Below are 25,218 nucleotides of genomic sequence, written 5' to 3'. Positions count from 1 at the left end.
CATACAGGAATTTTCTTACACAGGAGTCTGCTTATTATGCTCTATACCCTGTTCGGGTAAACATAATCAGACTAACCACCGCTTGATCAAATGGAAGGCGCCAGACGCAGCAAAAAACCTTATGAACCGGAGCTTAGCCGCATAAGCCTTCTTCCCCGTTCATAAGGTTTTCTTTACGAGCTATTCATTTAACGAGCTTCCCTATCGTTCAATCCGTTCCGAGCAGCGCCTGCGCCGTAAATTGATCCGTGACGAGCGTGTTCGCGTAGCCTCCGACCAGCGCCGCCCGAATCGCGGCCAGCTTCTTCCTTCCGCCGGCGACAAGGATGGATCTCTCCTTGTCCCGAAGAGCCTCCAGATCGATCCCCACCGTCCGGTTGTTGATCTCTTCGCTGCATATCCGGCCCTTCGCATCAAAGAAGCGGGAGCAGATATCCCCGGCGCCGACGCGCGCAAGCAGCTGCTGCTCCTCCTCGCTAAGATAGCCGAGCCGGAAGAGAAGCGCATCCTCATGGACGGTGCCGACCGTAAAGATCGCGATATTCGCCTGTTTGCCAAGCTGAATGATACGCTGAATATGACGGTCCCTCTCCACCATTTCCTTCAGCTCCACGCTGTCGAAAATGACCGGAAGCGGTAAATACCGGGCCAGCGTATGATACGCCTCAGCAAACAGATGAACCGTCTCGGCGGCATACGTATTGACCTGCGAATGGCTCACGCCGCCCTTCAGCTGCACTACCTCGACACCGCGGACCGGCTTGTCCCGCAGCTGAAGCGCGACCGCGTGCATCGTCGTTCCCCAGGTCACGCCGATAATGTCCGAGTCCTTCACGATTTCATGCAAATAGTCGGCGGCTTTCCTGCTGATATGCTTCTGAATCTCCCGGTATTCATTGATCGGCGAATAGCTCACCAGCACCTGATCCAGCTTGTACCGCTTCTTGACGCGTTCGCCCAGCGCATCCAGATCCTCCTGCGGATCCACGATCGATATCTGCACATATCCCTGCTCCTTGGCATGCTGTAGCAGCCTGGAGACCGTCGGACGGGAGACGCCCAATCTTGCCGCAATGTCCTGCTGGCTGTAATCCGATAAATAATATAATCTTGCCGCCTCGATGCTGAGGCGCTGCTTGTCCTGTTCCATGCTCCAACCCACTTTGCTCGTGTCGTTTACGAATTTTCGTACATTATACAGCGTTCCGGAGCAAATATCGATATCGGTTTATCTTAAGTGCATGAATGATTAATGACGTAAATCCGAATAGTTCCATCAATCGACCCTATTGCAGACAAGAATAAAGCACCTGGCGGGGGCCTTATTCACCGGGATGCCCGAGAAAATAACGCGCCTTAGCAGGTGCCTCTGCATATTCATTAGATCCATTGGATTTTGGCTGCTGGATGTTATGTCGTATGGCTGTATTCCAGCGGCGATACACGCCCGTAGGAGGTTTTCGACCCTTGCAGCGGCGCCGCCCAATGCACGGCATTGGTGATCACCTGCTGAATTTCCGGCTGATAGTAGGTCGGGAACGCCTCATGACCCGGCCGGAAATAGAACAGCTTGCCGCGCCCTCGTTTATAGCAGCAGCCGCTGCGGAACACCTCGCCGCCTTCGAACCAGGAGACAAAGACGAGCTCATCCGGAGCCGGAATTTCAAAGCGCTCGCCGTACATCTCCTCCTTAGGAATCTCGATATATTCCCCAAGTCCGCTGACGATCGGATGGCTCGGATCGATCACCCACAGCCGCTCCTTCTCCCCGTCATCCCGCCATTTGAGCGCCCCGGTATTCGTGCCGAGCAGACGCTGGAAGATCTTCGATGCATGGCCCGAATGAAGGACGATCAGCCCCATGCCGTCCAAGACGCGCTGGCGCACCTTCTCCACAATGTCGTCGCTCACTTCCCCATGGGCCACGTGGCCCCACCAGAGCAGGACATCCGTTGACGCCAGCACGTCATCCGTCAGTCCATGCTCGGGATCGTCGAGGACGGCCGTGCGCACCTTCAGCTCACCGTCCTTCTCCAGAAAATCCGCGATCGCCTGATGAATCCCCTTCGGGTAAATGCTTGCGATCGCCTCATTATGCCGTTCATGTCTGAATTCATTCCATACCGTTACGTTGATATTAGCCAATTGCTGAAACCTCCTTGGTTATCGGTATCCACCGTTCCTCCGTGAAGGACTGGATGATCGCGTCGATCGTTCTCTGATTGATGTATCCGTCCGTCATCGTCGCGTCCAATCCGTCTCCCTTCCCGTTCACGACATTGAAAAATGCCTGCATCTGATCCGCCTGATATTCCCTTGGAATGTCGACCTTCCGGAAGCCGGTATCCCCTTCATCCGCCAGATTCACGTATAAGCTGTCCGCTTCCTCCAGGTTATAGACCAGAGCTCCCTTCTCGCCATAAATCTCAAGCTGCTGGTAATTGCCCCGGCCGTAAGCGAATCTGGAGATCGTCATCGTCGAGGAGATGCCTCCTTCCATACGGGCAAGGACGTGGCAGTAATCATCGACGTCGACCGGGCCTTGTCCCCCGCCTTCCGGAAGCTCCCTCTGCCGGATGATCGTGCCGGCATCGGAGAACACCCGCTCCACATCCCCGACAAGGAACCGCTCCATATCGAGTATATGCGATCCCAAATCGCCTAAAGCACCCGATCCGGAAAATGCCTTCCGAAACCGCCACACCAGCGGCAGCTGCTCCGGGATCGCCCAGCTCTGCAAGTATTGGCTGTACACATGGCGGATCGCGCCAAGCTTGCCCTGCTCGATCAGAAACTTGGCATAGCGGACGGCGGCCTTATACCGGTAGGAGAAGCAAATCATATGCGGCAGTTCGTCCTGAAGGAGCAAATCCTTAAGCATCGCCGCTTCCCTGGTGTCCAAAGCGACGGGCTTTTCGAGCGCAAACGGCTTCCGGTGCTTGATCGCCGCATAAGCGATCGTATAATGATTGTGATTCGGCGTTCCGATCGTAACGGCATCCACGTTCGGATCGGCCAGCAGCGCTTCATGATGCAGATACCGGCGCGACTCCGGCACGCCGAGCTGGTCGCCCTTCGCCTGAAGCGCCTCCTCGCTGCTGTCGCAGATCGCCCACACTTCGGCATCAGGACTGGCCAGAATACCGGCGATATGGGCGCCTGAGATTCCGCCTAAACCGATCACGCCTATTCTGAGTGTCACGGTGAACCATCCTCCTGTACGTCCTTCGTTTCATTCACCATGAGTATAGGCTGTGTTACAATGAACGGGAATGTGTGAAAGTTACTCTTTTTGTACAAAAACGACTTCGCGTCATTGGAAAGGGTGCATTTCCATGCTGGTGATGAATGCCGATTACGTGCCGAGAATCAAGCTGATGGGCTTTGTCTCATACAAAAATCCCTGGATCCATTTCAAACGGAACACGCATGAATACATCCTTTATTTCATCAAGAAGGGCGAGCTTCATATTCGGGAGAACGGAATCCCTTACATCCTGCGAAAAGGCGATTTGCTCGTGCTGGAGCCGCATGTCGACCATGAAGGAATCGAGAAGCATACATGCGATTACTACTATATCCACTTCGAGCATCCCTGCATCGAGGCCGTGCCGGAGCAGCCGCTTTCGCTGCTGGCCGAGCAGTGGATCATGACAAACAGCCAGGCCCCTGGCGGCGGAAACGGGAGCAGGAAGCTATATTTTCCGAAGAACTGCTCCTTGACGCAGAAGAAGAGTCTCCATCATATGGTTCACGCGCTGGGAGAAATGCTGCAGCTCTATCGGCGGAAGCATTTTAACCGCACCATGACCGCCTTGAAATTCATGGAGATGCTGATCGAGCTGTCGCGCCACAGCCTGTTCGATGAGCTGGAGCAGAACAGTCCGTATACCAAAACCTACATGAAAGTGCATGCCCTTCTGGATTATATTCATGAGCACTACGCCGAGAAAATCACGAGCGCCGACATCGAGCAGCGTTTTGAATGCAACTACGACTATATGAACCGAGTATTTGCGAAGCTCACGGGCCATACGATCATGCGCTACGTGAACCAGGTCCGCATCAACCATGCTAAGGAACTGATCGAGGCCACCCATCTGAGCTTCGGGGAGATCGGATATTTAACCGGCCTGGACGACCCGTTCTATTTCAGCAAAGTATTCAAAAAATATGTAGGGATCTCCCCGAACCAATATTACAAGCAGGTGCATGAGGCGGAATGACAAGCGAGGATGGGGATAACTTTCTGGGCGAGCCGCCCATTCGCTTTGTTATCCTTGCACTTTTCCACATTTGTTCACAAATCCGGGATAACTCCCCCCTCTAATAGCGCCTGGGCGCTCAAATATCCATAGCATCCGTGGATGATGTTCATAACTCTGTGTATAACGAACTTTTTAGCGATGTTATGCACAGCGGAATTCAAGTTCCTCTCCGCGAGGCGCAACGTTTATCCACATACTGTGGCATGGATTTTTTCGCATCATACGCCGTGACGGCCATTGGGCCGATGGAGTATCCGTGTTGGAACGATGAGACGGCTGCAGAAAAACAAAAACTTGGGATGCGGCAGTTCTCTTGTATCTGATCCAGCTGTTCCGAATATGAGCATATCTATATAAAAAAGCCAAGGACAGCTATCCCCTGCCCTTGGCTTCCTTAAATCAATCCCGCATGCCGCAGCCCATGGCGAATGCCGCCTTCGTTCACATGCTTGGTGACGAAATCGGCCAGCGGCTTCACCTCTTCGTGCGCATTGCCCATGGCGATGCCGAGCCCGACGTACGCCAGCATTTCTTTATCGTTCAACCCGTCCCCGAACGCTACGGCTTCGGCCGGGGTAATTCCAAGATGCTTCAGCACCGCTTCAATCCCCTTCGCTTTCGAGCCGCCTCCCGGAATGACGTCCATCGCCACCCGATGCCAACGCACGAAGTTCAGGTTACCGAACGGAGCTTCGGCCGACGTGTACAGCGATTCCTCGTGAGCTTCGCAATACAGCAGCGCTTGGTACACCTTCGCCTCCTTCCAGTAGCTGCTTCTGTAGCCGGGCACCTCGACCCGCAGATCATGGAACGATTCGGCAACGAACGGATGCTCCTCGTAGTTGGCATACCCTGCTTCAGCCCCCTGCATCACGATTGGATGGTTGTTCGCAAGCGCGGTGCTTTCCAGCAATTCCAGCGTTTTTTCCGGAATCGGGTGCTCATGCACGACTTTTCCTTTGTACACGACATAAGAGCCGTTAAAGCTGACAAAGGAATCGATGCCGAGCGGCTTCGCATAGTGCTGAAAATAATAAGGCGCCCGCCCGGTTGCAATAAATACATCGATGCCGCTCTCCTTCAGCTGTGCAATCGCCTCGATCGTATCCTGCGGAATTTCCTTCTCTTCATTAACAAGTGTTCCGTCAATGTCGAAAAAAACGGCTTTATACTTCATTGTATGGCCTCCTCCTGATGTCTCTATTTATTTACGCCCGTAGTCGGCTTTAATTTCTCCCCAGCTCTTGGTCTGCCACTTGAGCAGCTTGTTGGAATACGTATTGTTACGCAGCCAGCTTTCGGCGCGATCCACCAGATCCCAGATTTCCTTGGTGGAGGCGTCCCTCGGCAGCGTCGACACCACCTTCTTCTGCTTCACCCATTTGATCGCGTTCAGGGAATCGCTGTACACCGTCTTGCTGCTGCCGATCTTCTTCAGATAGGCCAGGGCGTGGACGATCGCCAGAAACTCGCCGAGATTATTGGTGCCCTTCGCAATCGGCCCGCAGGAGAAGAGGATGTCCCCCGTTCGGGTATCTACGCCTTTATATTCGACCGGTCCGGGATTACCCCGTGTTCCCACATCAACCGAGATGCTGTCATAGTCGATCTCGCCCGGATCCTCCGCCGCCATGGAGCGGCTGCGCTTATATCCCGCGCTTCCTCCGGCTCCCGCGCTTCCCTGTCCGGCCGAGGATTGTCCCCAGTAGTTTTTATATCCTGCGGCAAAGGCCTGCTCCGCTTCGCTTCTAGATTCGAACGCCTTGAACTTTGCGCCCGTATATTGATTCACCTGCTGCTGGCACTCGGCCCAGCTTGTATAAATGCCGGGAACTTTGCCGACCCAGACCACGTAATATTTTTGCTTTGCCATGCTAAACCTCCATCCTGCTTGCTAACCTCTCTAGCGTACTATACCACAACCCGTAACCCAATAAAAAAAAAGCGCCATCGTCTCCGATCCGCTTTTTATGCTTGATCTTATTCAGCTGCTCCTGCTTGCCCGGCTTCACTCTCACATGCTGGGACAGTGCGCCGAAATCCTCGTTTGTCTTTCTCATCATGACGGCACTCCATGTGCCTGCGCGTTCCGCCTTGCGGCGCGCCTTCTGCGTCTTGGTACGGGCCATGCGCGTTCACACTCCTTGGTCTTATCTGCTTGCACCTTTATTGTACGTGAAATCCGTGCGGATTGGAATCATCCAACATGTTTACAACCTTGCTATGATATAATACGGAATCATTGGAGAATGAATCCGCATTCTCTTGAAAGGATGGTCTCATGAAGCTGGAACGGCTCATATCGATGATCTACATGCTCCTTAATAACGAAATTTTATCGGCGTCCGCCCTGGCTGAAAAATATAACGTATCCCAGCGGACCATATACCGGGACATTGACGCCATCTGCGCGGCCGGCATTCCGGTCGTATCGTACCAAGGCGTGAATGGCGGCTACGGCATCATGGAGCAGTACAAGATGGATAAAAGCCTGCTCGGTTCCTATGACGTCAGCGCCCTGATCACCATCCTGCACAGCATGTCGACCGTGTTCGAGGATGAGCGTGCGCTGGATACGATCCAACGGCTGCAAACGATCGATCGTTCCGGAAACACAGGGCCCCAGGGGCTTTCGATGGACATCGGCAGCTGGCGCACCCATAACGAATCGCTGAGGCTCCTTCGCGGCGCCATCACCAACCGGCAGACCGTGGCCTTCCAGTACATCAGCGCCAAGAACGAGCGCATCCACCGCAAGGTGGAGCCTCTGCGCCTCATGTATAAATTCGGTGCCTGGTACCTGTATGGATACTGCCGGACGCGGCAGGACTATCGGGAGTTCCGCATTTCCAGAATGTCGGAGCTGACCTCCTCGGCGGAGCCGTTTCAGCGCAACCATGCGGAGGAACACACGCAGGGACCGGGTCGTCAGGCTTCGTCAAGGGACGAAGAACGCCGCGCCTGGGAATCATCGCCCGATGCCCGGGAGGTCGTGCTGCATGTATCGCCTAACGCCCTCGCCAGAGCCATGGATCAATTCTATGACGTGCACCGTGAATTTCTGGAGGACGGTACGCTCCGCCTGACGTTCAAAGTTGAACAGCCGGAATCCTGGTGGTTCTGGTCAACCCTAATGAGCTTCGGGGACGATATCGAGATTATCGAGCCTGCCGAGCTTAGAAGCATGATGAAATCCAAATTGCAAAAAATGCTGCAACGCTACTCGTAAAGTATGACAGTCCGCTGTCATACTTTTTTGTTTACACTGGATTCAAGAACGAAACCCAAGCGTTAAAGGAGAGATGATTGAAATGACATATCCCGTAAAAATGTATCAATACCATGCATGGGCGAACCAAGCGATTTTCAACCGGCTGTTGGAGCTGCCCGGCGAGCTGTACAACCAAAAGATCCACAGCGTCTTCCCGTCCGTAGCCGCCGCATTGATTCATATCTATACCGTCGACTTCAGCTGGCTGAAGGTTTTGACAGGCTCGGATATGAAGGATGCGTTGACGGAAGCCCATCAGATGGGCGGAGAGCTGGAAGACCTCGGCGCCGAGGAGCTGCAGCTGCGGTTCATCGAGCTGTCCGATGGTTATCTGTCTTTTTTCCGCGGCCATTCGGATCTGGAGCAGGTCATCACCTTGGATAATCCGTATGCAGGCATTCGGGACACCCGCCTGTCCGAAATCGTGCTGCATGTAGTGAATCACGGCACGTATCATCGCGGCAATATTGCGGCCATGCTGCGCCAGCTCGGGAGCTCCTCCACCATGACGGATTACGCGTTTTTCTGGTATCAGGATGAGGAAGCGGTTCCCCCGCCGTTTGCTAAACGCTGACTTAGTGGAAAGAGACGACTAGCCTATCCGCAAAAGCCAGATAAATACCTATAGATTCCGCAGGGACACCAAGGGCTCGTTACTCGATATTTGCCGCCCGGCTGCAGCATCCCCCAACCTATCGCCCTTCCCAAAAGAAAAGCCCGCTTTTTGGAATTTCGGATTCCAGAAAGCGAGCTTTTCGCTATGAAGCACGTACCCTCTTCGGACCTCATTAATTACTGTCTCCGTCCCTCGGTCAATCTCACCCAGAAGCCGCCCTTAAAGTTCTTCGGTTCATGGGAAATGATAAAGGCCTGCGGCGAAAGCTTGTTCAGCGTCTCCATCAAGCGCCGCTCATTCTTTCGCTTCACGAGTACCTGCAGCACCAGACGTTTGCCATCCTTGCCGTCCGCCTCCCAGGAGGTGACGCCGTAGCCCTTCTCTCTCAGCTTCATTGCCAAATCCGTCTCCAGGGAGTTGACGATGACTTGAACGACAAGGTAGCCAAGGGCTAAGTATTCCTCGATCCGGCTTCCGATATAAACGCCAAGGCCAAAGCCGAGACAGTACGCTGCCATGTTAAAGGGATTGTCTACATTTTGAAGGACCAGGTTCAGACCAAGCAGATAGACAAAAACCTCCAGCATGGCCAGAAGAGAGGCAATCCCTCTTCTGCCTTTGATCATCAGGATCAGCCGCAGCGAAAAGATCGAGACATACACTACGTTGATGCCGATGATCGAGCCTATGAGAGACAGGTTGATCATAAATGATCACGTGCGGCGATATACTCCGGTCCAGGCTCCGCATGCTGCCTCGAAGGGGAAAGATCCATTTCCTTATCCCGTAAGGTCAATTCTTGGTTGTAGCTCATCACTTATCATCTCCTTAGTCCGTTAGCCCGTAATCGAGGATAATAGTGTGGTACATGCATTCTACGTCATGCACTTCGTAAGCGCCGCCTCCATGATGATGATTGCCGCCGGGAGCGGTAACCCGCTTCCGGGATCATCCGGCAGTTTCTCCATATATGCCATCGTGTCCAGGTCTTCATTAAAGTATCCGTCTTACGGCATATATCCCGAATGGCTCACACCGATAAAGCAAGCCTCAGAAAACCCTCCAACAACCACCCTGAACAGATCAGCCACTTATCATAAATTAACCAATATGGATGGTCCGCTACACTCTGAAATCAAGGACTCATCCAAGAAAAAAGCGAAATCCCCCCGCTTACCGTCATATGCATGCCGGAAACTTTGCATTCTCTGCATCATTCATACGGTTAACCTTCCGCTGAGAAAGGCGGCAAGAAGACTTCGTACCAGCCCCGAAAATTTCTTGTCATGCGCCGGATCACTTCCTAATGCTTGTCTTTATCCCCGTTCATTTCAGCCCGCGTCAGGCCTGTCTCAGACGGAATCGGTGGGCCCCCAACTATAGGGCAACCGTACATTCTAGCAAATAATAGGCGTCCATCTATCAGGAATACGCTATTAACCCATGCCCCCAAGGCAAAAGTTGCGTAGTATAGAACAAATCTAAAGGAGGTGCTTGAATTTGGATCGTTCTCTTAGAAAAAAGAAATTGTGCTCACCTAAAAAAATAGAGAAAAAAGTGCTTCACGCCAAAAAGAAATGCCACGATCATCATGGCAAAGGCAAACACGATCATGGTAAAAAGGATCTGGTGCTTGTGCGCCGCTGTCCAAGAGTTTCGCGCGGGCGGATTGGACCGGTTGGGCCTGTCGGACCGATTGGGCCGATCGGACCTGCGGGACCGCAAGGCATTCCAGGGCCTGCAGGACCACAGGGCATTCCGGGACCGGTAGGGCCTGCTGGACCTGTCGGACCTGCGGGACCTGTGGGACCTGTTGGACCTGCGGGACCTGCTGGACCTGCGGGTGTACCGGGCATACCTGGCGGAGGCGCCATCATTCCGTTTGCCTCCGGTATACCGCTTGCCTTGACAACGCTTGTCGGTGGGTTGGTTGGAACGGTCGGCCTGGTAGGCTTCGGCAATTCCGGACCAGCGGTCACCTTGGCTGGCGGAACCGTCGACCTTACCGGCGCTGGGGGAACCCTGCTTGACTTTGCATTCAACACGCCGAGAGCAGGCACCATTGATGCGATCTCCGCAACCTTCAGCACCACGGTAGCGCTCTCCTTAGTTGGAACAACCGTTACGATCACAGCTCAGCTGTACAGCGCCCCGGCAACAAGCAATATTTTCACACCAATTCCAGGCGCGGTTGTAACGCTGGCTCCTCCGCTTACCGGCGTTCTTGCCCTCGGAACAGTCAGCAACGGTTTTGTGGACGGTCTGGCCATTCCAGTAGCGGCCAATACCCGCTTGCTGATGGTATTCTCAGCTACGGCTTCAGGTATCACGATCGCTACTGCCGTAGCTGGCTACGGAAGCGCTGGTGTCAGCATAATATAATTCGCTCCCGATATAATAGAGCTTCCTTGGAATATGCAAAAAAGCCCCGAGTCCTCTCGGGGCTTTCTTGTGCAGGCATTTAAACCGCTGTATATCCTCCATCAACCAAGAGGGTCGTCCCTGTTATAAACGATGCATCATCACTGGCCAGAAACAAGACTGCCTTCGCTACCTCTTCCGGCTGTCCCAAGCGCCCCATCGGATGAAGGCTGACCAGATGCTGCGTAATGGCTTCCGTCCGTCCCTGGATCAGCGGGGTGTCGATATATCCAGGACATACGGCGTTAATCCGGATGCCTTTCGAGGCATAATCGGCCCCCATGGATTGCGTCAACAGCTTCACCCCGCCCTTGGCTGAAGCATAAGCGGTTACCCCGGATTTGCCGACATGGCTGTGGATCGAGCCGCAATTTACGATCGCGCCGCCGGTGCCTTGGGACAGCATTTGCTTGATCACGTACTTATCGCACAGAAAGACGCCCGTTAAATTAATATCGATCGTCCGCTGCCAATTGTCGAGCTCCAGCACATCGGCCGGTGCATCCTTCGCAATCCCCGCGTTGGCGAATAAAACATCAATGCGTCCATAATGGTTCACCGTCTGCTCGACCATGCGGATCACTTCCGATTCCTTGGTCACATCGGTCTTGACGAACAGCGCCTCATACCCGTCTTGTCTTAATTGATCCGAAAGGGTTTGTCCTCGATCTGAAAAATCCGCAATAACCACCTTTGCCCCTTCTTGTGCGAACAGCCGGACCGTCGCTTCACCAATCCCGCTCGCGCCGCCGGTTACAATGACAACCTTCGACTGAAATCTCATGTTCGTCCCACTCCTTGGCTTGAAAATTTTCGACTCCAAACAGCATGACTATGTCACACATTATGGTATTAACCTAGCGTGAGCATAATCCCCCATATCTATTCTATTTTCATCCGAAAATGGGCCTCCCATGAACAGATGGGACAACCTAATTATTTCCATTAGAATCTAAACATGGACAGACTGTATAATCATTCAGTACTACATCAACATGACATCATAAGGGAGGTCACAATGTCTATTGAATACGTTCGATAAAGGTACACGGTTCATTCAGGTAACCGGTACGCTGGAGCGGGACCGCTTCACATTCCACACCTGCGAATGGAAGCTGCTCGTTGAAACCAGCCGGTATTATGAAATCAAGCCGGACAGCGGATCTGTAAAGAGATTATATAAGGAAAAGCTGCATGTCATCCTGAATGACAGCAGCCATTACAAGCATGCAGCATTGTCCTGCTCCGCTTTTTGCATGAAAGAGCGGGAAGCCGAGATCCGGGTTCAAATATTGCACCATTTGAAGCAGCGAATACAGGAGCTTAAGCAGGATTTGCAGCATAACCTGGATGCGCTGGAACAAGCATCGGGCCAAATCACATAGACAAAAAAAAGCAAAGCCGCAGCCGTACGATGTCCATGACAGCGTAACCTCGCTGGGCTTTTTCCATTACCATCTGCGTCAAGAAGGAGTCGCCCCGATTCGAATATCAGCAGACTAAGCCTTCTCCCATTTTTCCTTAAAGAACAATTGGTACACTCTCTTTACGATAATCTTCACGATCATATAGATCGGAACGACAAGCAGGATCCCGATAATGCCGCCGAGGTCTTGTCCTACCAATATTAAAATGATGATTGTAACCGGATGAATATCCAGCTGCTTGCCGAAAATATACGGGCCGATCAAATTGTCCTGAATCTGCTGGGCGGCCAAAATGACCAGGAGCGACCATATCGCGGTTCCCGGCGACTGGATGAACCCGATAATGACGATCGGAATCGAGGATAGAATGGCCCCGATAAACGGAATAAAGTTGGCAATGACGGCAACCACCGTCAGCAGCAGCGCATACGGAAGCCCGATGATCAGAAAGCCGATGTACATCAGCACGCCAAGGGCCAAATTGACCAGCACCCGGCCGACAATAAACCCTTTCAGGGCGTTATTGATCTCATCCAGCACGGATGCCCCCTCGTCCTTGAAGCGGTTCGGAAGAAAGCCGACCAGCATTTTGCCGAATTTTCCCCCCTCCTTCAGCATGTAATACAGAAGAATCGGGAAGGTAAACAGCACGATCGCGAAATTCGACACAAAGGAGAACAGGTTCATGATGTAGTTGGTGAGGAATGAGAAGCCCCGGTTCAAGTAGTCGGTCAGTTGCGTCAACGGGGTAACGTCTCCGGGAAACAGATCCTGCAAGAAGCCGCTCTGCTCCAGCTCGTGCAGCTGATCGCCCAGTGCGGCGAACAGTGCCGGCGCATTCTGTACGAGCGCAACGACCTGATCCCTCAGAGAAGGCCACACCCACAGGATAAAGCCGGTCAGGATTCCCGCGAACACGACATACAGCAGCAGGATCGCCAGCGATCGGTTCAGCTTCCATCTTTCAAGCAAATCGACCAGCGGCCGCAGCAGGTAAAAGAAGAATCCCGCCAGCATCAACGGCACGAGCGTAATCGAGAAGAACGAGAGGACCGGCTTGAAAATAAAATCGACGAGCGATCCTAAATATATGATGGCCAGGATCAGAATGACGGCAAAGCACAGTTTGAAAAATTTGTTCATTCTTATCAAATAGGGTGCTCCTTATCTCCACAAAGTTTCATTCATCGTATCATGACAGACGGCAGGGATTCAAATGGCGAGCGCGCTGTTTCGCCGCTCCCTTACCTTATGAAACAGGCACTTGACTAAAAATCAAGCGATTAATCCATACTGCGGTTATATACTTCTCCTAACAGCTCACGTATAATATGAAGGATTGCAAGGGCGAGGCTGAAGTTTAGGAGGATTTTTTGCAATGCATGTGACATCCATTATTTTGGGTCTGGTCATCGTTCTGAATATCTTGTTCGCCATCGTGGTCGTTTTCAAGGAGAGACGCGATGCCGCTTCCACGTGGGCGTGGCTGCTGGTGCTGTTCTTCATCCCGATTCTCGGGTTTGCGCTGTACCTTTTATTTGCCCAAAACTTAAAAAGCGTGAGACTGTTCCATTGGGACGATCTTCAGAAGACCGGAATCGAGAAGGTGCTGCTCTCCCAGATGGATTCCATGTATCGGGGAGACTTTTCGTTCGCGAATCGGGCCGCACAGGACAACCGGGATCTGATCCATATGCAGCTCAACGAGAATCAAGCCATTTTTACGGACGATAACAATGTCGAGATTTTTACGGACGGCCGCGACAAATTCCAGCGCCTGTTTCAGGATATCGAGGAAGCGAAGGAATACATACATATTCAGTACTACATTATCCGGCGGGATCAGCTTGGCAAACGCCTGATCGCCCTGCTGACGAAAAAGGCCCGGGAAGGCGTCAAGGTTCGCGTCCTCTATGATCAGCTGGGCTCGCGAAAATTGACGAAAGGGTTCTTTAAGGCTTTTCGGGAAGCGGGCGGAGAGGCCGAGGCCTTCTTCCCTTCCAAGCTCCGCTTCATCAACCTGCGGCTCAATTACCGCAATCACCGAAAGCTGGTCATCATTGACGGCGATATCGGGTATGTCGGCGGTTTTAATGTCGGGGACGAGTATCTGGGGTTGAACTCAAGGTTTGGTTATTGGCGGGATACGCATCTGCGCATACAAGGAGAAGCCGTCTATGCGATGCAGGTCCGCTTCATTCTGGACTGGAATCAGGCATCGCATCACCATGACATCGTCTACGAGCCGAATCTGTTCCCCAAGATCAATTCACCGGGTAACGTCGGTATTCAGATCGTAACCAGCGGTCCGGATTCCGAGTATGAGCACATCAAGAACGGGTATATCAAGATGATCACTTCGGCCAAAAGATCGATCTATATCCAGACCCCTTATTTTATTCCTGATGCAAGCCTGTTTGACGCGCTTCGGATCGCTTCGTTGTCCGGGGTCAAGGTGCATCTGATGATTCCGGACAAGCCGGACCATCCCTTCGTCTATTGGGCGACATGGTCTTATATTGGAGAGATGCTGCAAACCGGGGCGAATGTGTATTTGTACAATAACGGGTTCATTCATGCCAAGACCATCATTATCGATGAGACCATCTCCTCGGTCGGCACGGCCAACATCGATGTCCGAAGCTTCCGGCTGAATTTCGAGGTCAACGCCTTCCTTTATGATGAGCTGCTGTCCCGGCGTTTGACGGAGATTTTCCATCACGATCTGCGCGTATCCAGCCTGCTCACCTTGGAGGAATATGAGAAGCGGTCCAGATGGATCAAATTTAAGGAGTCGATCTCGCGCCTGCTGTCTCCGATTTTATAGACTGCCTAAGGGTTCATATCGGAGGAAGGTTAAGTTAGCAATCCATAAGAAATTCGGGAGTATGGATACCTATATACTTGAATCAAGGAAAGGCTCCAATCTTACTTTCGAAAGGATGTTGATTATGGCGAAGTTGACACCGTACATATTCTCCGAGGATGCTAAAGCGCAGGCTGAGTTTTACACGAGCGCACTGGGAGGCGAAATCCTGTCCGTGAAAACCTTCGGCGAGCTTCCCGGCTCCAACGAAGAAATGAAGGACAAGGTTTTGCATTTAAGCCTTGTTGCCGGAGGGGTTCCCATTTACATGTCCGATTCCATGTATCAATCGCTGGATCGAGGGAATGGAATGCATCTGACCCTGGCGTTTGACAGCGATGCCGAGGCGCATGAAGCATTTGACCGGCTGTCTGAGGGCGGGAAGGTTGTCGATCCGCTGAAGCCCCAATTCTGGGGAGCGCTGTTCGGCGTAATTGAAGATAAATTCGGCGTATTATGGCAAGTGACGACCGAGGCGTCGGTCTAAACGCCGGTCCATTCCATTGAATCGGTAATACCAAAGCGGCCGCCAGTTCCTCAGAGAACTGGCGGCTGTTTCATTTTATCCATAGGGGATACCCGCTGATGCATATGTGCATGCACTCGTTCGTGTGTCCGTATACACATGTGCACTACTTGGTCGTATCCAGCTGATGCATACATACACCTACATTCGTTCATGCCCAGCATGTAACGTGTACTACATTCGTTCGCGCCCCAATTATGCATACGTGCATGTCATCCATTCGTGGTCCGTTATGCATACGTGCATGCATCCATTCGTGGTCCGTCATGCATACGTTCGTGTTCCGCTCGCGTATCATTCATCCCCCCATACATACTAAGGCTTCAACACCATCAGCAAGATCAGAATGACAATCCCCCCTTGAACAATGAGGATATGGGGCAATGCCTGCGACCATAACCGTCGGTAGGTTCGCTCCAGATCGGCTTGCGATACGGTGGATGACTCTACCAGCGTATACAAGGACCGAATTCGCGGCCTGACCGCAAATTTCATGTAAAGGCCGATGACGGGCACCAGCACAAGGGCCGCAACGTACCACAGCATCTGAAATAGAACCGGCTCCATCCATCCCATCAGCAGTCCCGTGACCAGCTGAAGGATCATACCCGTATCCGTCAAACGATCCAGCCTCCGGGCAGTCCCGTGCGCGTATCTCAGCGAACCGGCACCTCCTGCGGAAGCCTGCGGGAAAACAAGAAACCGCTGCAGATAAAATGCCGGGCCGATCATGGCGATGGCCGATATCACGTGAATGATCAAAATCATCGTATAAGCCATAATCACCCTCCCATCTCATTTTCAAAGATGATTTTATGACCTGAATGTTATCCCTGTCCGAAGGTCCTCGTCCCTAATCCAGTGCAAGACCGCCGACTCTGCAGCCTGGAAAGCTTCAGCCAAAATTTCACTCCGATCCAGGACCGCGTGCCCCTGCGCACGGATAATCCTGTAGTCCGTAATACCAAGAAACGCAAACATCGATTTCAAATATTGATGCGAATATTCAACCTCGCTGTACCAGTCGCCATTCGTATATATACCGTCACTTCCCTGGATAACTACGACGCTCCGGCCATCGGTCAGGAGTCCTTCCGACCCGTTCTCCGTATAACGGAATGTTTCCTTCGGGATGATAATATTATCCATATAGTCCTTGAGCTTGGACGGAATATTGAAATTATGGAGCGGCATGGCAATCACATATTTGGACGCCCATTTGAACTGCCGCAGAATCTCGGACATGCGGAGCATCAGATTCTCCTCGACATCCGTTAGCCTCTCCCCGGTCTCAAGCTTAGCCCAACCGTTCAGCATATCGGCCGTAATGGCCGGCACCTCCTCACGATACAGATCAATCTGCTGCAACTCATGATCGGGGTTTAGCTCTCTGTACTTGCTTATAAAGCGGTTAAGAACCTGCAGGCTAAGGGAATGATTGCTCGTAACGAGGGGATGGGCATTGATAACTAATACTCTTTCCATAGGAATCACACTCCTGTCATCATATATCTTCATATCAATCGGCGGTTTGCGAAGCATCTCAATCGTGCTTGATTCACCTCCTGAAACCGGAACTGAAAAAGGAAAAGAGCGATATCTAGAGGAGATTAATCATTGGTGATTTATATTTGTTGTTTGTACATACAACTATAATCGATTTCCAGTTAAAAGTAAAGCCAGTAATCTGGCCTCTTTAAAGTTTTTCTATGTGTGTATCTCAAAAACGAAAGCGGCAGGTACGCCCGATTATGTCTGGCGTACCTACCGCTTCCTATGCATGCTTTGCTGTCCCGTTAGAATACAGCAACCATCAAACCTTATGGAAGGTTATTATTGAACGTTGCTTGGATCCATGTACAATACTTCCCACAAATGACCGTCCGGATCCTGGAAGCTCCAGCTGTACATAAAGCCATGATCCACCGGATCATTGGAAGGCGATCCTCCTGCAGCCAGCGCATTGTTGACGATTTCATCAACCTGCTCCTTGCTCTCGGCCGACAACGCCAAGATTACCTCGGTCGTATTGGCCGCGTTGGACAGATCTTTTTTGGTAAAGGTTTTGAAATAGTCCTCCACCAGCAGCATCGCAAAGATGTTGTCGCCGATCATCAAACACGCAGCGTTCTTGTCCGTAAATTGCGGATTGAATTCAAATCCGATTTTCGTAAAGAAGTCCTTCGTTCTGTCCAAATCCTTGACCGGCAAGTTAACAAAGATATTACCACATTTCAGCGCCATATTTGATCACCTCATCCATTTGATAGGTCTATCTTAACATGGGTTCTTTAGCGGGATTTCTCTTTAATTGCTATGTTCGCACTCAGGCGGTTCACCTCTTGGTCATAGCGATGTAGATTAGGGTGCCTCTCGAACCGTTCGCTCTGTCTCGAGAAGCACCCTTAATCCTTTTGGGTGAGTCATCTAGTTCAGTAATCCAAGTGTGCGAAGCGTCCTCATTACGGTAACCACCGTCTGTGCCTTGGTCACATTGGATTTCGGATCAAATTTTGTTGTGGATACGCCATGCATGATCTTGTGTTTGACGACCATTGCAACGGCCGACTTCGCATAGGAAGAAACTGCGGAACGATCCTTAAAGCCATCGAGCACGGAGGCACCTGCATCCTTGGTCATGCCGGCATAAGCCAGCACGTTGTCTAGGATAACGGCAAGCTCCTCTCGGGATATCGGACTGCTCGGATCAAAGGTCCCCCCTGTTCTGCCCTTCACCAGTCCCGCTGCCTTAGCCGCAGCAATTTCTCCGGCATAGGCGGATTTTGGATCTACATCTGCAAAATTCGTATAGCTTTCATCCGGCAGAAGACCGAGCGCGCGAACGATGATCGCCACAATTTCAGCCCGGGTGATGGATTTATTGGCACCGAAGTTACCGCTATTATCCCCGGATATGACCCATTTCGCGGCGGCTTGTGCTGCATCCTCCGCTGCCCAGGCCGGGATCGCATCCTTGAACTTCATATCCTGCTGTGCCAGCACGTAGATGCCATTGCCGGTTTTCTTAATTTCCACGGTCACGGTACCGTCAGCGTTCACCTTAAACAGCGTCGGCACCGAACGCAGCTCGTTCAGCCCCGGAATATAAACGACGCCGGTTGCTCGCTTCGTGTTAATCGCTTTGGCATCTACCGTAATAAATTCACTTACGTATAATTTTCCGTAGTGCTTAAGTTCCGTAGCTGTTTGGTCGGCATGAAGCTGCTCCAGCTTGAACAGAAGCGGTGTACTTAGCACCTCTTTCCCTTTCAGAAGCGCTTCGGCTCCCTTGAGGTCTGCCTCGGAAGGGGCTGTAACCGATACCTTCACCGGGCCGGCAACCGTAATAAGCGCAGCCGGAATCCTGTACTCGGTTCCATTAACAAGGATCGACAGGCTGGCGTTTGGTCCTTTTTTCGCAACGGCTGCAATGACCTCTTGCGGTATTTCTGCCTCTGCCTGCTTTGCCTTGTCGCCGGCATCAATTCGGAAATTGACTGAATCCGAAGCGTTAATGGCCTGAACAGCCGCAGCTACCTGAATTGTAATGACGGCTTTATCTCCCGAAAGAACTACCTGCGCGTCCAACTGATCCTTCTCCTTAGGCGGCTGAGGTACAGGAGATGGAGCTGAGCTTGATCCGCTTGATCCGCCTGATCCGCCGGAGCTGTCCGATCCGCCCGAGCTGCTGCCGGACGTTGTGATACTGAGCTGCTTTGATGCGCTCGAGACACGATGAATCTCATCGCCTGTGCGGTCTACGGCCAGCACATGAATCTTGTAATTGTTCAGCGGCTGAAGACCCTGAATCGTGTAAGCGCCTTTGCCCTCAGTCAACCCGGAAAGCGCGTGGTTCACATACACCTCATAGGTGGAAGCTCCTTCAACCGGATCCCATTCAAGCTGAACGGAATTGGATGTAACGCCAGACACCTTCAGATTGCTAGGTGCTCCGAGTGCAGCATCATTCGACTTGCCGTTAATCGGCAGGTCTTTAACAAGCTGATTCGTCAGCGTATAGTTCCGGTCACCGCTAATATCCCAGCTCATGACCCCGGCGATATCAAGGGTTTTGACGAGGGATGCGGTGTACATCATTGTAGTTTCGTCATTGTACGTGATAAATACGTTGTTCTGATCATTATAGAGATAAGGCACTTTCGCATACTCGTTCCAGTATCGCTTGTAACCGTTCTTGCCGATATAATCGTTCTCAAGATGGCTGAAGTCGAACAGGGCACTCTCCCATGTTCCGACGCTTGAGCCCCCCTTGCAAGCCTGGTACTGCCCATTCGGTCCGCATCCGTCCCAGCCCTTGCCATAGTAAGGAACGCCGACAATCAATTTATGCGGAGGCACGCCGCCGTTCAAATGCCCCATCAGCCCGCCGAGCACATGATTTCTTGCTGCCGACCTGGTTGGCAGGGCCTTATCATAGAACAGCGGTGCATTATGGTGTCCTAATGTATCGGTCTTTCCGCTATAGTCGTATGTCATGATATTAATAAAATCGAGATACTGCACGGAATTCTCAAAATCGGCGTTCACCGTGAAATTGTCGCCTTGACCCGACGCGATCGTCAGCAGATAGTACTTTCCGTCTTCACTGCCTGCTGCATCCAACGCCTCACGGACTGCTTTCATGAGCAGCGTGAAGTTTTCCTTATCCTCAGGTCCCCGGGAATTGGTCTCCAAACCGCCTTCCACAGGATATTCCCAATCGACATCCAGGCCGTCAAGGCCGTATTCCCGCAGGAAATGGACCGCCGAGTTCGCGAATGCCCTGCGCGTCTCCTCCGTCCGTGCGATGTTCGAGAAATTGCCGGACCATGTCCAGCCTCCGACCGACACCAACAGCTTCAAATGCGGATTTGCTGCTTTAATCGATTCAAATGCCTTGAAGTTCTGAAAATCAAAGGTCGGATCGCCGATGACGATTTCTCCGTCATACACGTACCGGTTCTGGGCGGGAATGTTAGGATCTTCGCAGGCTCGCGCCCCGCTTCCGAACTTCTTCCAGCAGATGTCGGCAAAAGCATAGTTGATGTGCGTCAGCTTGGACACGTCCAAATCGTCAGGCTGCAGGTTGCGGGCATTGGAATCGGTACTCGCGGACCACGACGTGTAATACGTAATATTGTTATAATTGCTGCCAGGAACGACAGTCACCGCATCGCTCTCAGGAGAGGTCCACAGACTATTTGCTCCCGTCACCTTGAAGGAATAGGTCTTTCCTTCTTCGAGCCCAGCAACCGTATACCGGTTCTGCTCGCTGGTGCCGATCTTTACGCCATCCTGGTAAATATGATAGGTTGTGGCGCCTGGAACCGGAGCCCAGCCTAGCGATACCGTCGACCGCGTCGCCGTTACAACTTGCAGCCCCTCAGGCTGAGCCAGCTCGCCCCATGTGATCGTAACCGTATTGCTGTTCGCGGACGTCTCGAGCGCGCCGTTCACTGTCCGCTGTGCACCAACCATAAATTTATATGTCTGCCCTGCTTCAAGAGGGGAGTAGGTCGATGAGGTTGCGGTATTCTCCCAGGTTCCTCCTGCCCATGCCCCATCGACGTAAATGTCGTAGGCGGTAGCCCCCGGACTTGAGCCCCAGTCCAGCGTCACGGAATCCTCTGTTACGTCCGTAATTTTAAGACCGCTTGGCGGCGTTAACGGAGCTTCTTTATACTCGGTGACATCCCTCGTTGTCGTGAACTCCAGCACATTGCTCTTATGCTCCTGTTTCGTATCTTCATTCCATGTAATATAGATGCGGTAGGTGGTTTCCGGGGATAAGCCTGTCACGGCCCGGGTCCAATAGTTCCCCCAAGTCAGCCATTTGCCTGCATCGGCATCCCACACCTGAATATTGTTATCGTCCTCTTTAGGTCTGAAATCCCACTCAAAAATCGCCATATTATGGGAGACGCTGACCAATCTTAAATTTTGCGGGGCTTTCGGATCCTGGTTAGCTGCTATATCGTTCATGGAGGACGGATTGTTGCCGTACGTGGAATTTGTTACCGTGATGGGCTCCGCTGACAAATCCGCAGCAGGAGCCGTTGCCGGAGGGGGAAGATCGCCCTCCGCAGCATATACTGACACAGCAGGGGCAAGCGGAGTAAGAACTAGGAGCAGGACAAGCACCCCGGTGAGCCATTTCGAAAACCTTTTGATCATGAATGGCATGACCGTTTCACCTCAATTTCTCAAATTTCGATTTGCATACAGCATTTTTCATAAATGTCTGTTCTGTCCGTGATGTCATCGCATAACCGGCTTGCAGACGTCACAGCCAAAGCCGTTAATCATACATGAAACGTCTCTGCTAGGCGTTCATTCTTGATGACTGGTCCAGCTTCGCAAGGTGATCGAAATCCTATGATGATTGAAAGCGGTTACCGTATTTTTCGTCTCAAAAATATGTACGGCAGACTCATCTCCCTTCTCCATGTCCAAACCTTCAATTTGGCCCCGAGCCCTGCTACAGCCTCCTTCCCCTGCTTTCAGCGGTTACATTTTTAATTTTAAATCTATTTGTATCATGGAACCTTACCTAGCAATTGAGAAGGGATACATTTCCATAGAACAGGGATAAAATCTTGTAATTTTATATTCTGTTAATAAATTGAAATCTCAGGAGCATCCAGCCTCAAGGAAGCAATTCTCATACTCAAACGCTTCGTGTACAAACCGTTCTATTTTCGGTGTTATGTCTTGGTAACAGAAAAAAAAGCTGTCCCAAGCAGACACGCTACTAATGGAACAGCTCCCTTCACCTATATAGACGATTCCTCTACTTCAGCGGGCTAAGATGCTCATGCTTCAGCTTCCAAACTCCTTCCCCGTTCCGCACGAAAACATTGGTCGCTCTTCCCTTGCCGGTAGTAAACTTGCCTTGAGCATATCCCTCGTAGCGGTAGGTATAGATGCAGACCGCCGTCCCGGAATTCTCGGCAATCCACTTCACGTCGTCAGCGTAATAAACCTCGTCCCGAATGACGTCCCAGGCATGTTCGAAGTAAGCACGGATCTCGTCCTGCGTAACGCAGCTCCGGTCCGAGAACCAGTAAACTGCATTCTCATCCAGCAGTTTAACCACTTGATCGAAATCATGGGTGTTCGTTGCCGATATATATGCTTCCAGCGCTTGTTGGTACCCCATAAGTGTCTCCCCCTATTTCCGTCTCTTTGCCAATCCCATGTCCATGATAGCTTGCTTTCACCTTCGGCTCAATCCGTATCAAGAGAAAGAAGGGCATCCTGATCGTCATAAGATTTGTTCACATCTTGCCGTCCCCCCATGCTCCGGCATAGACAGGAAAGGGCCGAAGCGAATCCATCCCAATTCAGGAGATAGCGTGTGATAAGTATTGCCGCGAAGCGCACGAAAGAAAACTCTTATTTAGAAGTTGAATTTTAAAGCTCTTTACTATAAAATCTAATTAACATTAGTTAGATTTTATAAACCTATAAAGCTAATTACCATGAATTATAAGTTTTTTTTGCGACAAAAATCTAATGAACATTAGTTAGTTTTTTTGCTTGAACTATATAAAATAGGACGAAGGAGAGATTCTAATGGCATGGTTTTTTCTTATTCTCGGAGGAATATTTGAAGTGGGTTGGGCACTTGGTTTGAAGTATTCCGAAGGCTTCACTAACATTCCTGTTTTAATTCCTACACTAGCGTTACTGATATTAAGTTTTTGGTGTTTCGCTAAAACATTAGTGATTCTTCCTGTATCGACTGCTTACGCTGTGTTTACGGGACTGGGGGCGTTTGGGACAGCTATCGTAGGAATGACCTTGTTAGGTGATCCCGTGAGCGTTACAAAAGTTATTTTAGTATTAGTATTAATAGGCTGTATTATCGGTTTAAAACTACTATCAAATGAAACCGAAACAGAAAGTGGTGAATAATATGGGTTGGTTATTTATAATAATTGCAGGATTGTTTGAAGTTGGAGGCATTATTAGCCTTAAATTGACTGAAGGGTTTACAAAACTTAAACCTACCATATTTTTGATCATCTGTATGGGCTTGAGCTTTTTCTTTCTTTCAATATCATTAAAAGAAATTCCTATTAGTATTGGCTATGGCTTGTGGACAGGTATTGGGGCATCAGGAAGTGTGTTGCTTGGTATGTTCATCTTTAACGAGCCGAAAAGTATAAAAAAATTAGCATTAGTTGGCGGTATTGTAGTTTGTATCGTAGGGCTTAAGCTTGTGTCCTGATCATTCGTAAATTGAGGTGAGAAATTGAAAAAGGGAGAAGAAACTAAACAAAGCATTCTAGAACACGGATTAAGGTTGTTTTCCTCGAAAGGGTATGAGGAAACTTCTCTTAAGGATATAGCTTCTTGTGTAAACATTAAGACCCCTTCCATTTATGCTTATTTTTCAAGTAAAGATGAGCTCTTTGAAAAAATAGTGGATTTCGTTATAGATGACTATGTAAAATTCATTGAACATCAAGCATCTACTATGGAGTCACTTTCCATTAAGGATCAGTTATATAATTTGCTAGAAAAGTTAAATAAGTACTATTATATGAATGACAGAGGGATTTTTCTTAAAAGGTACGGTGTTTTCCCGCCTGAAAAATTCAAAGAGCACATCTTTCAAAATAATAGTATGGTTGAAAGTGAAATCAGAAAATTAATTTACACTATTCTAGATGCTAAATCAGAAGATCATAAATTCATTGATAGAGAGACCATTGCAACATCATTCATTTGCCTCTTAGATGGAATGTTGTTCTATTTGATGAATTGTTCTTATGAAGAATATGAGAGAAGATTAGAATCAACATGGAAAGTATTCTGGAAAGGAATATTGGAATAATTGTGCTCTTCCTCTCTATTTATTATGGGTTTTTACAAAATGAATCAGTAGAGCCGCATTAGGCTTAAGCTTAAGCCATTCTTGCGGCCCTCCTGCTTCTTCTCCTCTTGGCAAACGAAAGCGGTCAAACGAGCTTTAACCCCAATATTCCTCAAGCTGATTTCTTGAATAATGGCATATTTCTCTGAAGCACTTTGTTCTATTCTGGACAAAATGCTCCCCTCTCGAAAACAGGCTATTATTTACCTGTCTACCGTAAGGGGAGCATATCAAGTAGGGAATGACTTTTATTGAAGCCGCTTTTTATTTACGTGCTCGTCTCCTATCTTGATTTCACTAAACAAATTAACCTCCGGATCAGAGGGCTTCGGCTCAACAGCCGGATGTCCTGTACCTGCTCCGGTAAAGTATTGGGAGAGCAAATCCTCCAACTGTGACAAGGTTACCGGCTTTGCGGAATCCTGCAGTTCATAACCAAGCAGTCCGTTGGGCTCGATCGTTGCGGTCTTCACATCACTTCGTTTGGATATCCCTTGCTGCCGCAATTTCATCTCAAGCGCATCCACGGTTAACCTCAGCTTCTTCATATTCTGCAATTCAAGCTGACCATCCTGTATCACGATAATGGCGGGTCCCTTTATCCACCTCTCAAAACGGCTCCAACGCACTTGCATAAATTCGACCAGGATGAGAACCAGAATAAAGACCAGGGCCGCTGCAAAGGTCAGAACTAAATTTTCTTCGGCGATCGGTTGTACGATGATCGTTCCGATCGAAATCATCGTAATGGTTGTGGGTACGGTCATTTGGGAGATCGATTTTCGGCCGGATATTCGGAGCACCAGCATCCCAAAAATAATTAAAACAAGGGATTTCCATATCTCATTCCATAGCTCATTCATACGCTTGTCTCCTCAATCGTTCAATGGTTCCCTTATGTTTTGGACAACGAGTAACCATCTTATGCATGCCTTCCCTCCA

25 protein-coding genes are annotated in these 25,218 nt (G+C 50.5%); 10 read left to right on the top strand and 15 right to left on the bottom strand.

Annotation, left to right across the window (positions count from 1 at the left end):
- Positions 1–208 precede the first annotated feature (208 nt).
- From deoR to J2Z18_RS25570, 3 genes are all read right to left on the bottom strand, one after another.
- Positions 209–1,150 (bottom strand): DNA-binding transcriptional repressor DeoR, encoded by a 942-nt coding sequence (gene deoR / locus J2Z18_RS25580; RefSeq protein WP_007131769.1) that lies wholly within the window; start codon positions 1,148–1,150, stop codon positions 209–211.
- Positions 1,151–1,410: 260 nt separating this feature from the next.
- The gene (locus J2Z18_RS25575) at positions 1,411–2,145 is read right to left on the bottom strand and encodes a ThuA domain-containing protein (RefSeq protein WP_007131770.1); all 735 of its coding nucleotides are present in this window, start codon (positions 2,143–2,145) and stop codon (positions 1,411–1,413) included.
- Positions 2,138–3,202: a Gfo/Idh/MocA family protein gene (locus J2Z18_RS25570; protein ID WP_007131771.1), complete on the bottom strand. Its 1,065-nt coding sequence runs from the start codon at positions 3,200–3,202 to the stop codon at positions 2,138–2,140. Before J2Z18_RS25570 ends, J2Z18_RS25575 begins: the two co-directional genes overlap by 8 nt.
- Positions 3,203–3,335: 133 nt before the next feature.
- Here J2Z18_RS25570 and J2Z18_RS25565 point away from each other — a divergent pair, with 133 nt between their 5' ends.
- Positions 3,336–4,226 (top strand): AraC family transcriptional regulator, encoded by an 891-nt coding sequence (locus tag J2Z18_RS25565; RefSeq protein WP_210095562.1) that lies wholly within the window; start codon positions 3,336–3,338, stop codon positions 4,224–4,226.
- Between the two features lie 436 nt (positions 4,227–4,662).
- Here J2Z18_RS25565 and J2Z18_RS25560 read toward each other — a convergent pair whose 3' ends face one another.
- Genes J2Z18_RS25560 through brfA form a run of 3 tightly spaced genes read right to left on the bottom strand, consistent with a single transcriptional unit; the run spans position 4,663 to position 6,397 of the window.
- Positions 4,663–5,445 (bottom strand): Cof-type HAD-IIB family hydrolase, encoded by a 783-nt coding sequence (locus J2Z18_RS25560; protein WP_210095561.1) that lies wholly within the window; start codon positions 5,443–5,445, stop codon positions 4,663–4,665.
- A gap of 27 nt (positions 5,446–5,472) precedes the next feature.
- Positions 5,473–6,141 carry a ribonuclease H gene (gene rnhA / locus J2Z18_RS25555; RefSeq protein WP_210095560.1) on the bottom strand — a complete coding sequence of 223 codons (669 nt, stop codon included), beginning with the start codon at positions 6,139–6,141 and terminating at the stop codon, positions 5,473–5,475.
- Between the two features lies 1 nt (position 6,142).
- A complete protein-coding gene (brfA, locus tag J2Z18_RS25550; RefSeq protein ID WP_051425117.1) occupies positions 6,143–6,397 on the bottom strand; it encodes a ribosome rescue factor BrfA in 255 nt (84 codons plus the stop codon).
- 152 nt (positions 6,398–6,549) lie between these two features.
- On the opposite strand from brfA, the gene J2Z18_RS25545 reads away from it, so the two are divergent.
- Both J2Z18_RS25545 and J2Z18_RS25540 read left to right on the top strand, forming a co-directional pair.
- A complete protein-coding gene (locus J2Z18_RS25545; RefSeq protein ID WP_028405070.1) occupies positions 6,550–7,497 on the top strand; it encodes a helix-turn-helix transcriptional regulator in 948 nt (315 codons plus the stop codon).
- Positions 7,498–7,579: 82 nt separating this feature from the next.
- Positions 7,580–8,113, top strand: coding sequence for a DinB family protein (locus tag J2Z18_RS25540; RefSeq protein WP_028405071.1), 534 nt, complete (start codon positions 7,580–7,582; stop codon positions 8,111–8,113).
- Between the two features lie 218 nt (positions 8,114–8,331).
- Here the strand turns inward: J2Z18_RS25540 and J2Z18_RS25535 are convergent, their stop codons facing one another.
- Positions 8,332–8,862, bottom strand: coding sequence for a DUF2179 domain-containing protein (locus J2Z18_RS25535; protein WP_028405072.1), 531 nt, complete (start codon positions 8,860–8,862; stop codon positions 8,332–8,334).
- 793 nt (positions 8,863–9,655) lie between these two features.
- On the opposite strand from J2Z18_RS25535, the gene J2Z18_RS30840 reads away from it, so the two are divergent.
- Entirely contained in the window at positions 9,656–10,537 is an 882-nt protein-coding gene (locus tag J2Z18_RS30840; RefSeq protein WP_280922114.1) for an exosporium glycoprotein BclB-related protein, read from the top strand.
- Between the two features lie 79 nt (positions 10,538–10,616).
- On the opposite strand, the gene J2Z18_RS25520 is transcribed toward J2Z18_RS30840, so the two are convergent.
- Positions 10,617–11,360: an SDR family NAD(P)-dependent oxidoreductase gene (locus tag J2Z18_RS25520; protein ID WP_210095559.1), complete on the bottom strand. Its 744-nt coding sequence runs from the start codon at positions 11,358–11,360 to the stop codon at positions 10,617–10,619.
- Between the two features lie 241 nt (positions 11,361–11,601).
- On the opposite strand from J2Z18_RS25520, the gene J2Z18_RS25515 reads away from it, so the two are divergent.
- The gene (locus J2Z18_RS25515; protein ID WP_210095558.1) at positions 11,602–11,961 is read left to right on the top strand and encodes a hypothetical protein; all 360 of its coding nucleotides are present in this window, start codon (positions 11,602–11,604) and stop codon (positions 11,959–11,961) included.
- Between the two features lie 114 nt (positions 11,962–12,075).
- Here J2Z18_RS25515 and J2Z18_RS25510 read toward each other — a convergent pair whose 3' ends face one another.
- The gene (locus J2Z18_RS25510; RefSeq protein ID WP_007133223.1) at positions 12,076–13,155 is read right to left on the bottom strand and encodes an AI-2E family transporter; all 1,080 of its coding nucleotides are present in this window, start codon (positions 13,153–13,155) and stop codon (positions 12,076–12,078) included.
- 226 nt (positions 13,156–13,381) lie between these two features.
- On the opposite strand from J2Z18_RS25510, the gene cls reads away from it, so the two are divergent.
- Both cls and J2Z18_RS25500 read left to right on the top strand, forming a co-directional pair.
- Positions 13,382–14,830, top strand: coding sequence for a cardiolipin synthase (gene cls, locus J2Z18_RS25505; RefSeq protein WP_007133222.1), 1,449 nt, complete (start codon positions 13,382–13,384; stop codon positions 14,828–14,830).
- Positions 14,831–14,954: 124 nt separating this feature from the next.
- Positions 14,955–15,356 (top strand): VOC family protein, encoded by a 402-nt coding sequence (locus tag J2Z18_RS25500; RefSeq protein WP_210095557.1) that lies wholly within the window; start codon positions 14,955–14,957, stop codon positions 15,354–15,356.
- Between the two features lie 354 nt (positions 15,357–15,710).
- On the opposite strand, the gene J2Z18_RS25495 is transcribed toward J2Z18_RS25500, so the two are convergent.
- The 5 genes from J2Z18_RS25495 to J2Z18_RS25475 all read right to left on the bottom strand — a co-directional run bounded on the left by J2Z18_RS25495 (position 15,711) and on the right by J2Z18_RS25475 (position 22,554).
- Positions 15,711–16,175, bottom strand: a complete 465-nt coding sequence (locus tag J2Z18_RS25495) for a DUF2269 family protein (protein ID WP_051425118.1) — start codon at positions 16,173–16,175, stop codon at positions 15,711–15,713.
- Between the two features lie 33 nt (positions 16,176–16,208).
- A complete protein-coding gene (locus tag J2Z18_RS25490; protein ID WP_210095556.1) occupies positions 16,209–16,880 on the bottom strand; it encodes an FMN-dependent NADH-azoreductase in 672 nt (223 codons plus the stop codon).
- A gap of 348 nt (positions 16,881–17,228) precedes the next feature.
- Positions 17,229–17,639: a VOC family protein gene (locus J2Z18_RS25485; protein WP_028405077.1), complete on the bottom strand. Its 411-nt coding sequence runs from the start codon at positions 17,637–17,639 to the stop codon at positions 17,229–17,231.
- 183 nt (positions 17,640–17,822) lie between these two features.
- Positions 17,823–21,578: a glycosyl hydrolase family 18 protein gene (locus J2Z18_RS25480; RefSeq protein ID WP_210095555.1), complete on the bottom strand. Its 3,756-nt coding sequence runs from the start codon at positions 21,576–21,578 to the stop codon at positions 17,823–17,825.
- Between the two features lie 607 nt (positions 21,579–22,185).
- Complete coding sequence (locus tag J2Z18_RS25475) at positions 22,186–22,554, bottom strand: YybH family protein (RefSeq protein ID WP_028405079.1); 369 nt, start codon at positions 22,552–22,554, stop codon at positions 22,186–22,188.
- A gap of 416 nt (positions 22,555–22,970) precedes the next feature.
- Here J2Z18_RS25475 and J2Z18_RS25470 point away from each other — a divergent pair, with 416 nt between their 5' ends.
- Genes J2Z18_RS25470 through J2Z18_RS25460 form a run of 3 tightly spaced genes read left to right on the top strand, consistent with a single transcriptional unit; the run spans position 22,971 to position 24,237 of the window.
- Positions 22,971–23,312, top strand: a complete 342-nt coding sequence (locus J2Z18_RS25470; protein ID WP_007133214.1) for a DMT family transporter — start codon at positions 22,971–22,973, stop codon at positions 23,310–23,312.
- A 1-nt stretch (position 23,313) separates the two neighbouring features.
- Entirely contained in the window at positions 23,314–23,628 is a 315-nt protein-coding gene (locus tag J2Z18_RS25465; RefSeq protein ID WP_040740412.1) for a DMT family transporter, read from the top strand.
- A gap of 24 nt (positions 23,629–23,652) precedes the next feature.
- Complete coding sequence (locus J2Z18_RS25460; protein WP_007133213.1) at positions 23,653–24,237, top strand: TetR/AcrR family transcriptional regulator; 585 nt, start codon at positions 23,653–23,655, stop codon at positions 24,235–24,237.
- Between the two features lie 287 nt (positions 24,238–24,524).
- Here J2Z18_RS25460 and J2Z18_RS25455 read toward each other — a convergent pair whose 3' ends face one another.
- Positions 24,525–25,139: a DUF421 domain-containing protein gene (locus tag J2Z18_RS25455; RefSeq protein ID WP_007133212.1), complete on the bottom strand. Its 615-nt coding sequence runs from the start codon at positions 25,137–25,139 to the stop codon at positions 24,525–24,527.
- Positions 25,140–25,218 lie beyond the last annotated feature (79 nt).

It is taken from the genome of Paenibacillus lactis (assembly GCF_017873605.1).
GTDB lineage: Bacteria > Bacillota > Bacilli > Paenibacillales > Paenibacillaceae > Paenibacillus_AQ > Paenibacillus_AQ lactis.
Note: the sequence above shows the minus strand (reverse complement) of the source record. Positions and strands in the feature narration are given on the sequence as shown.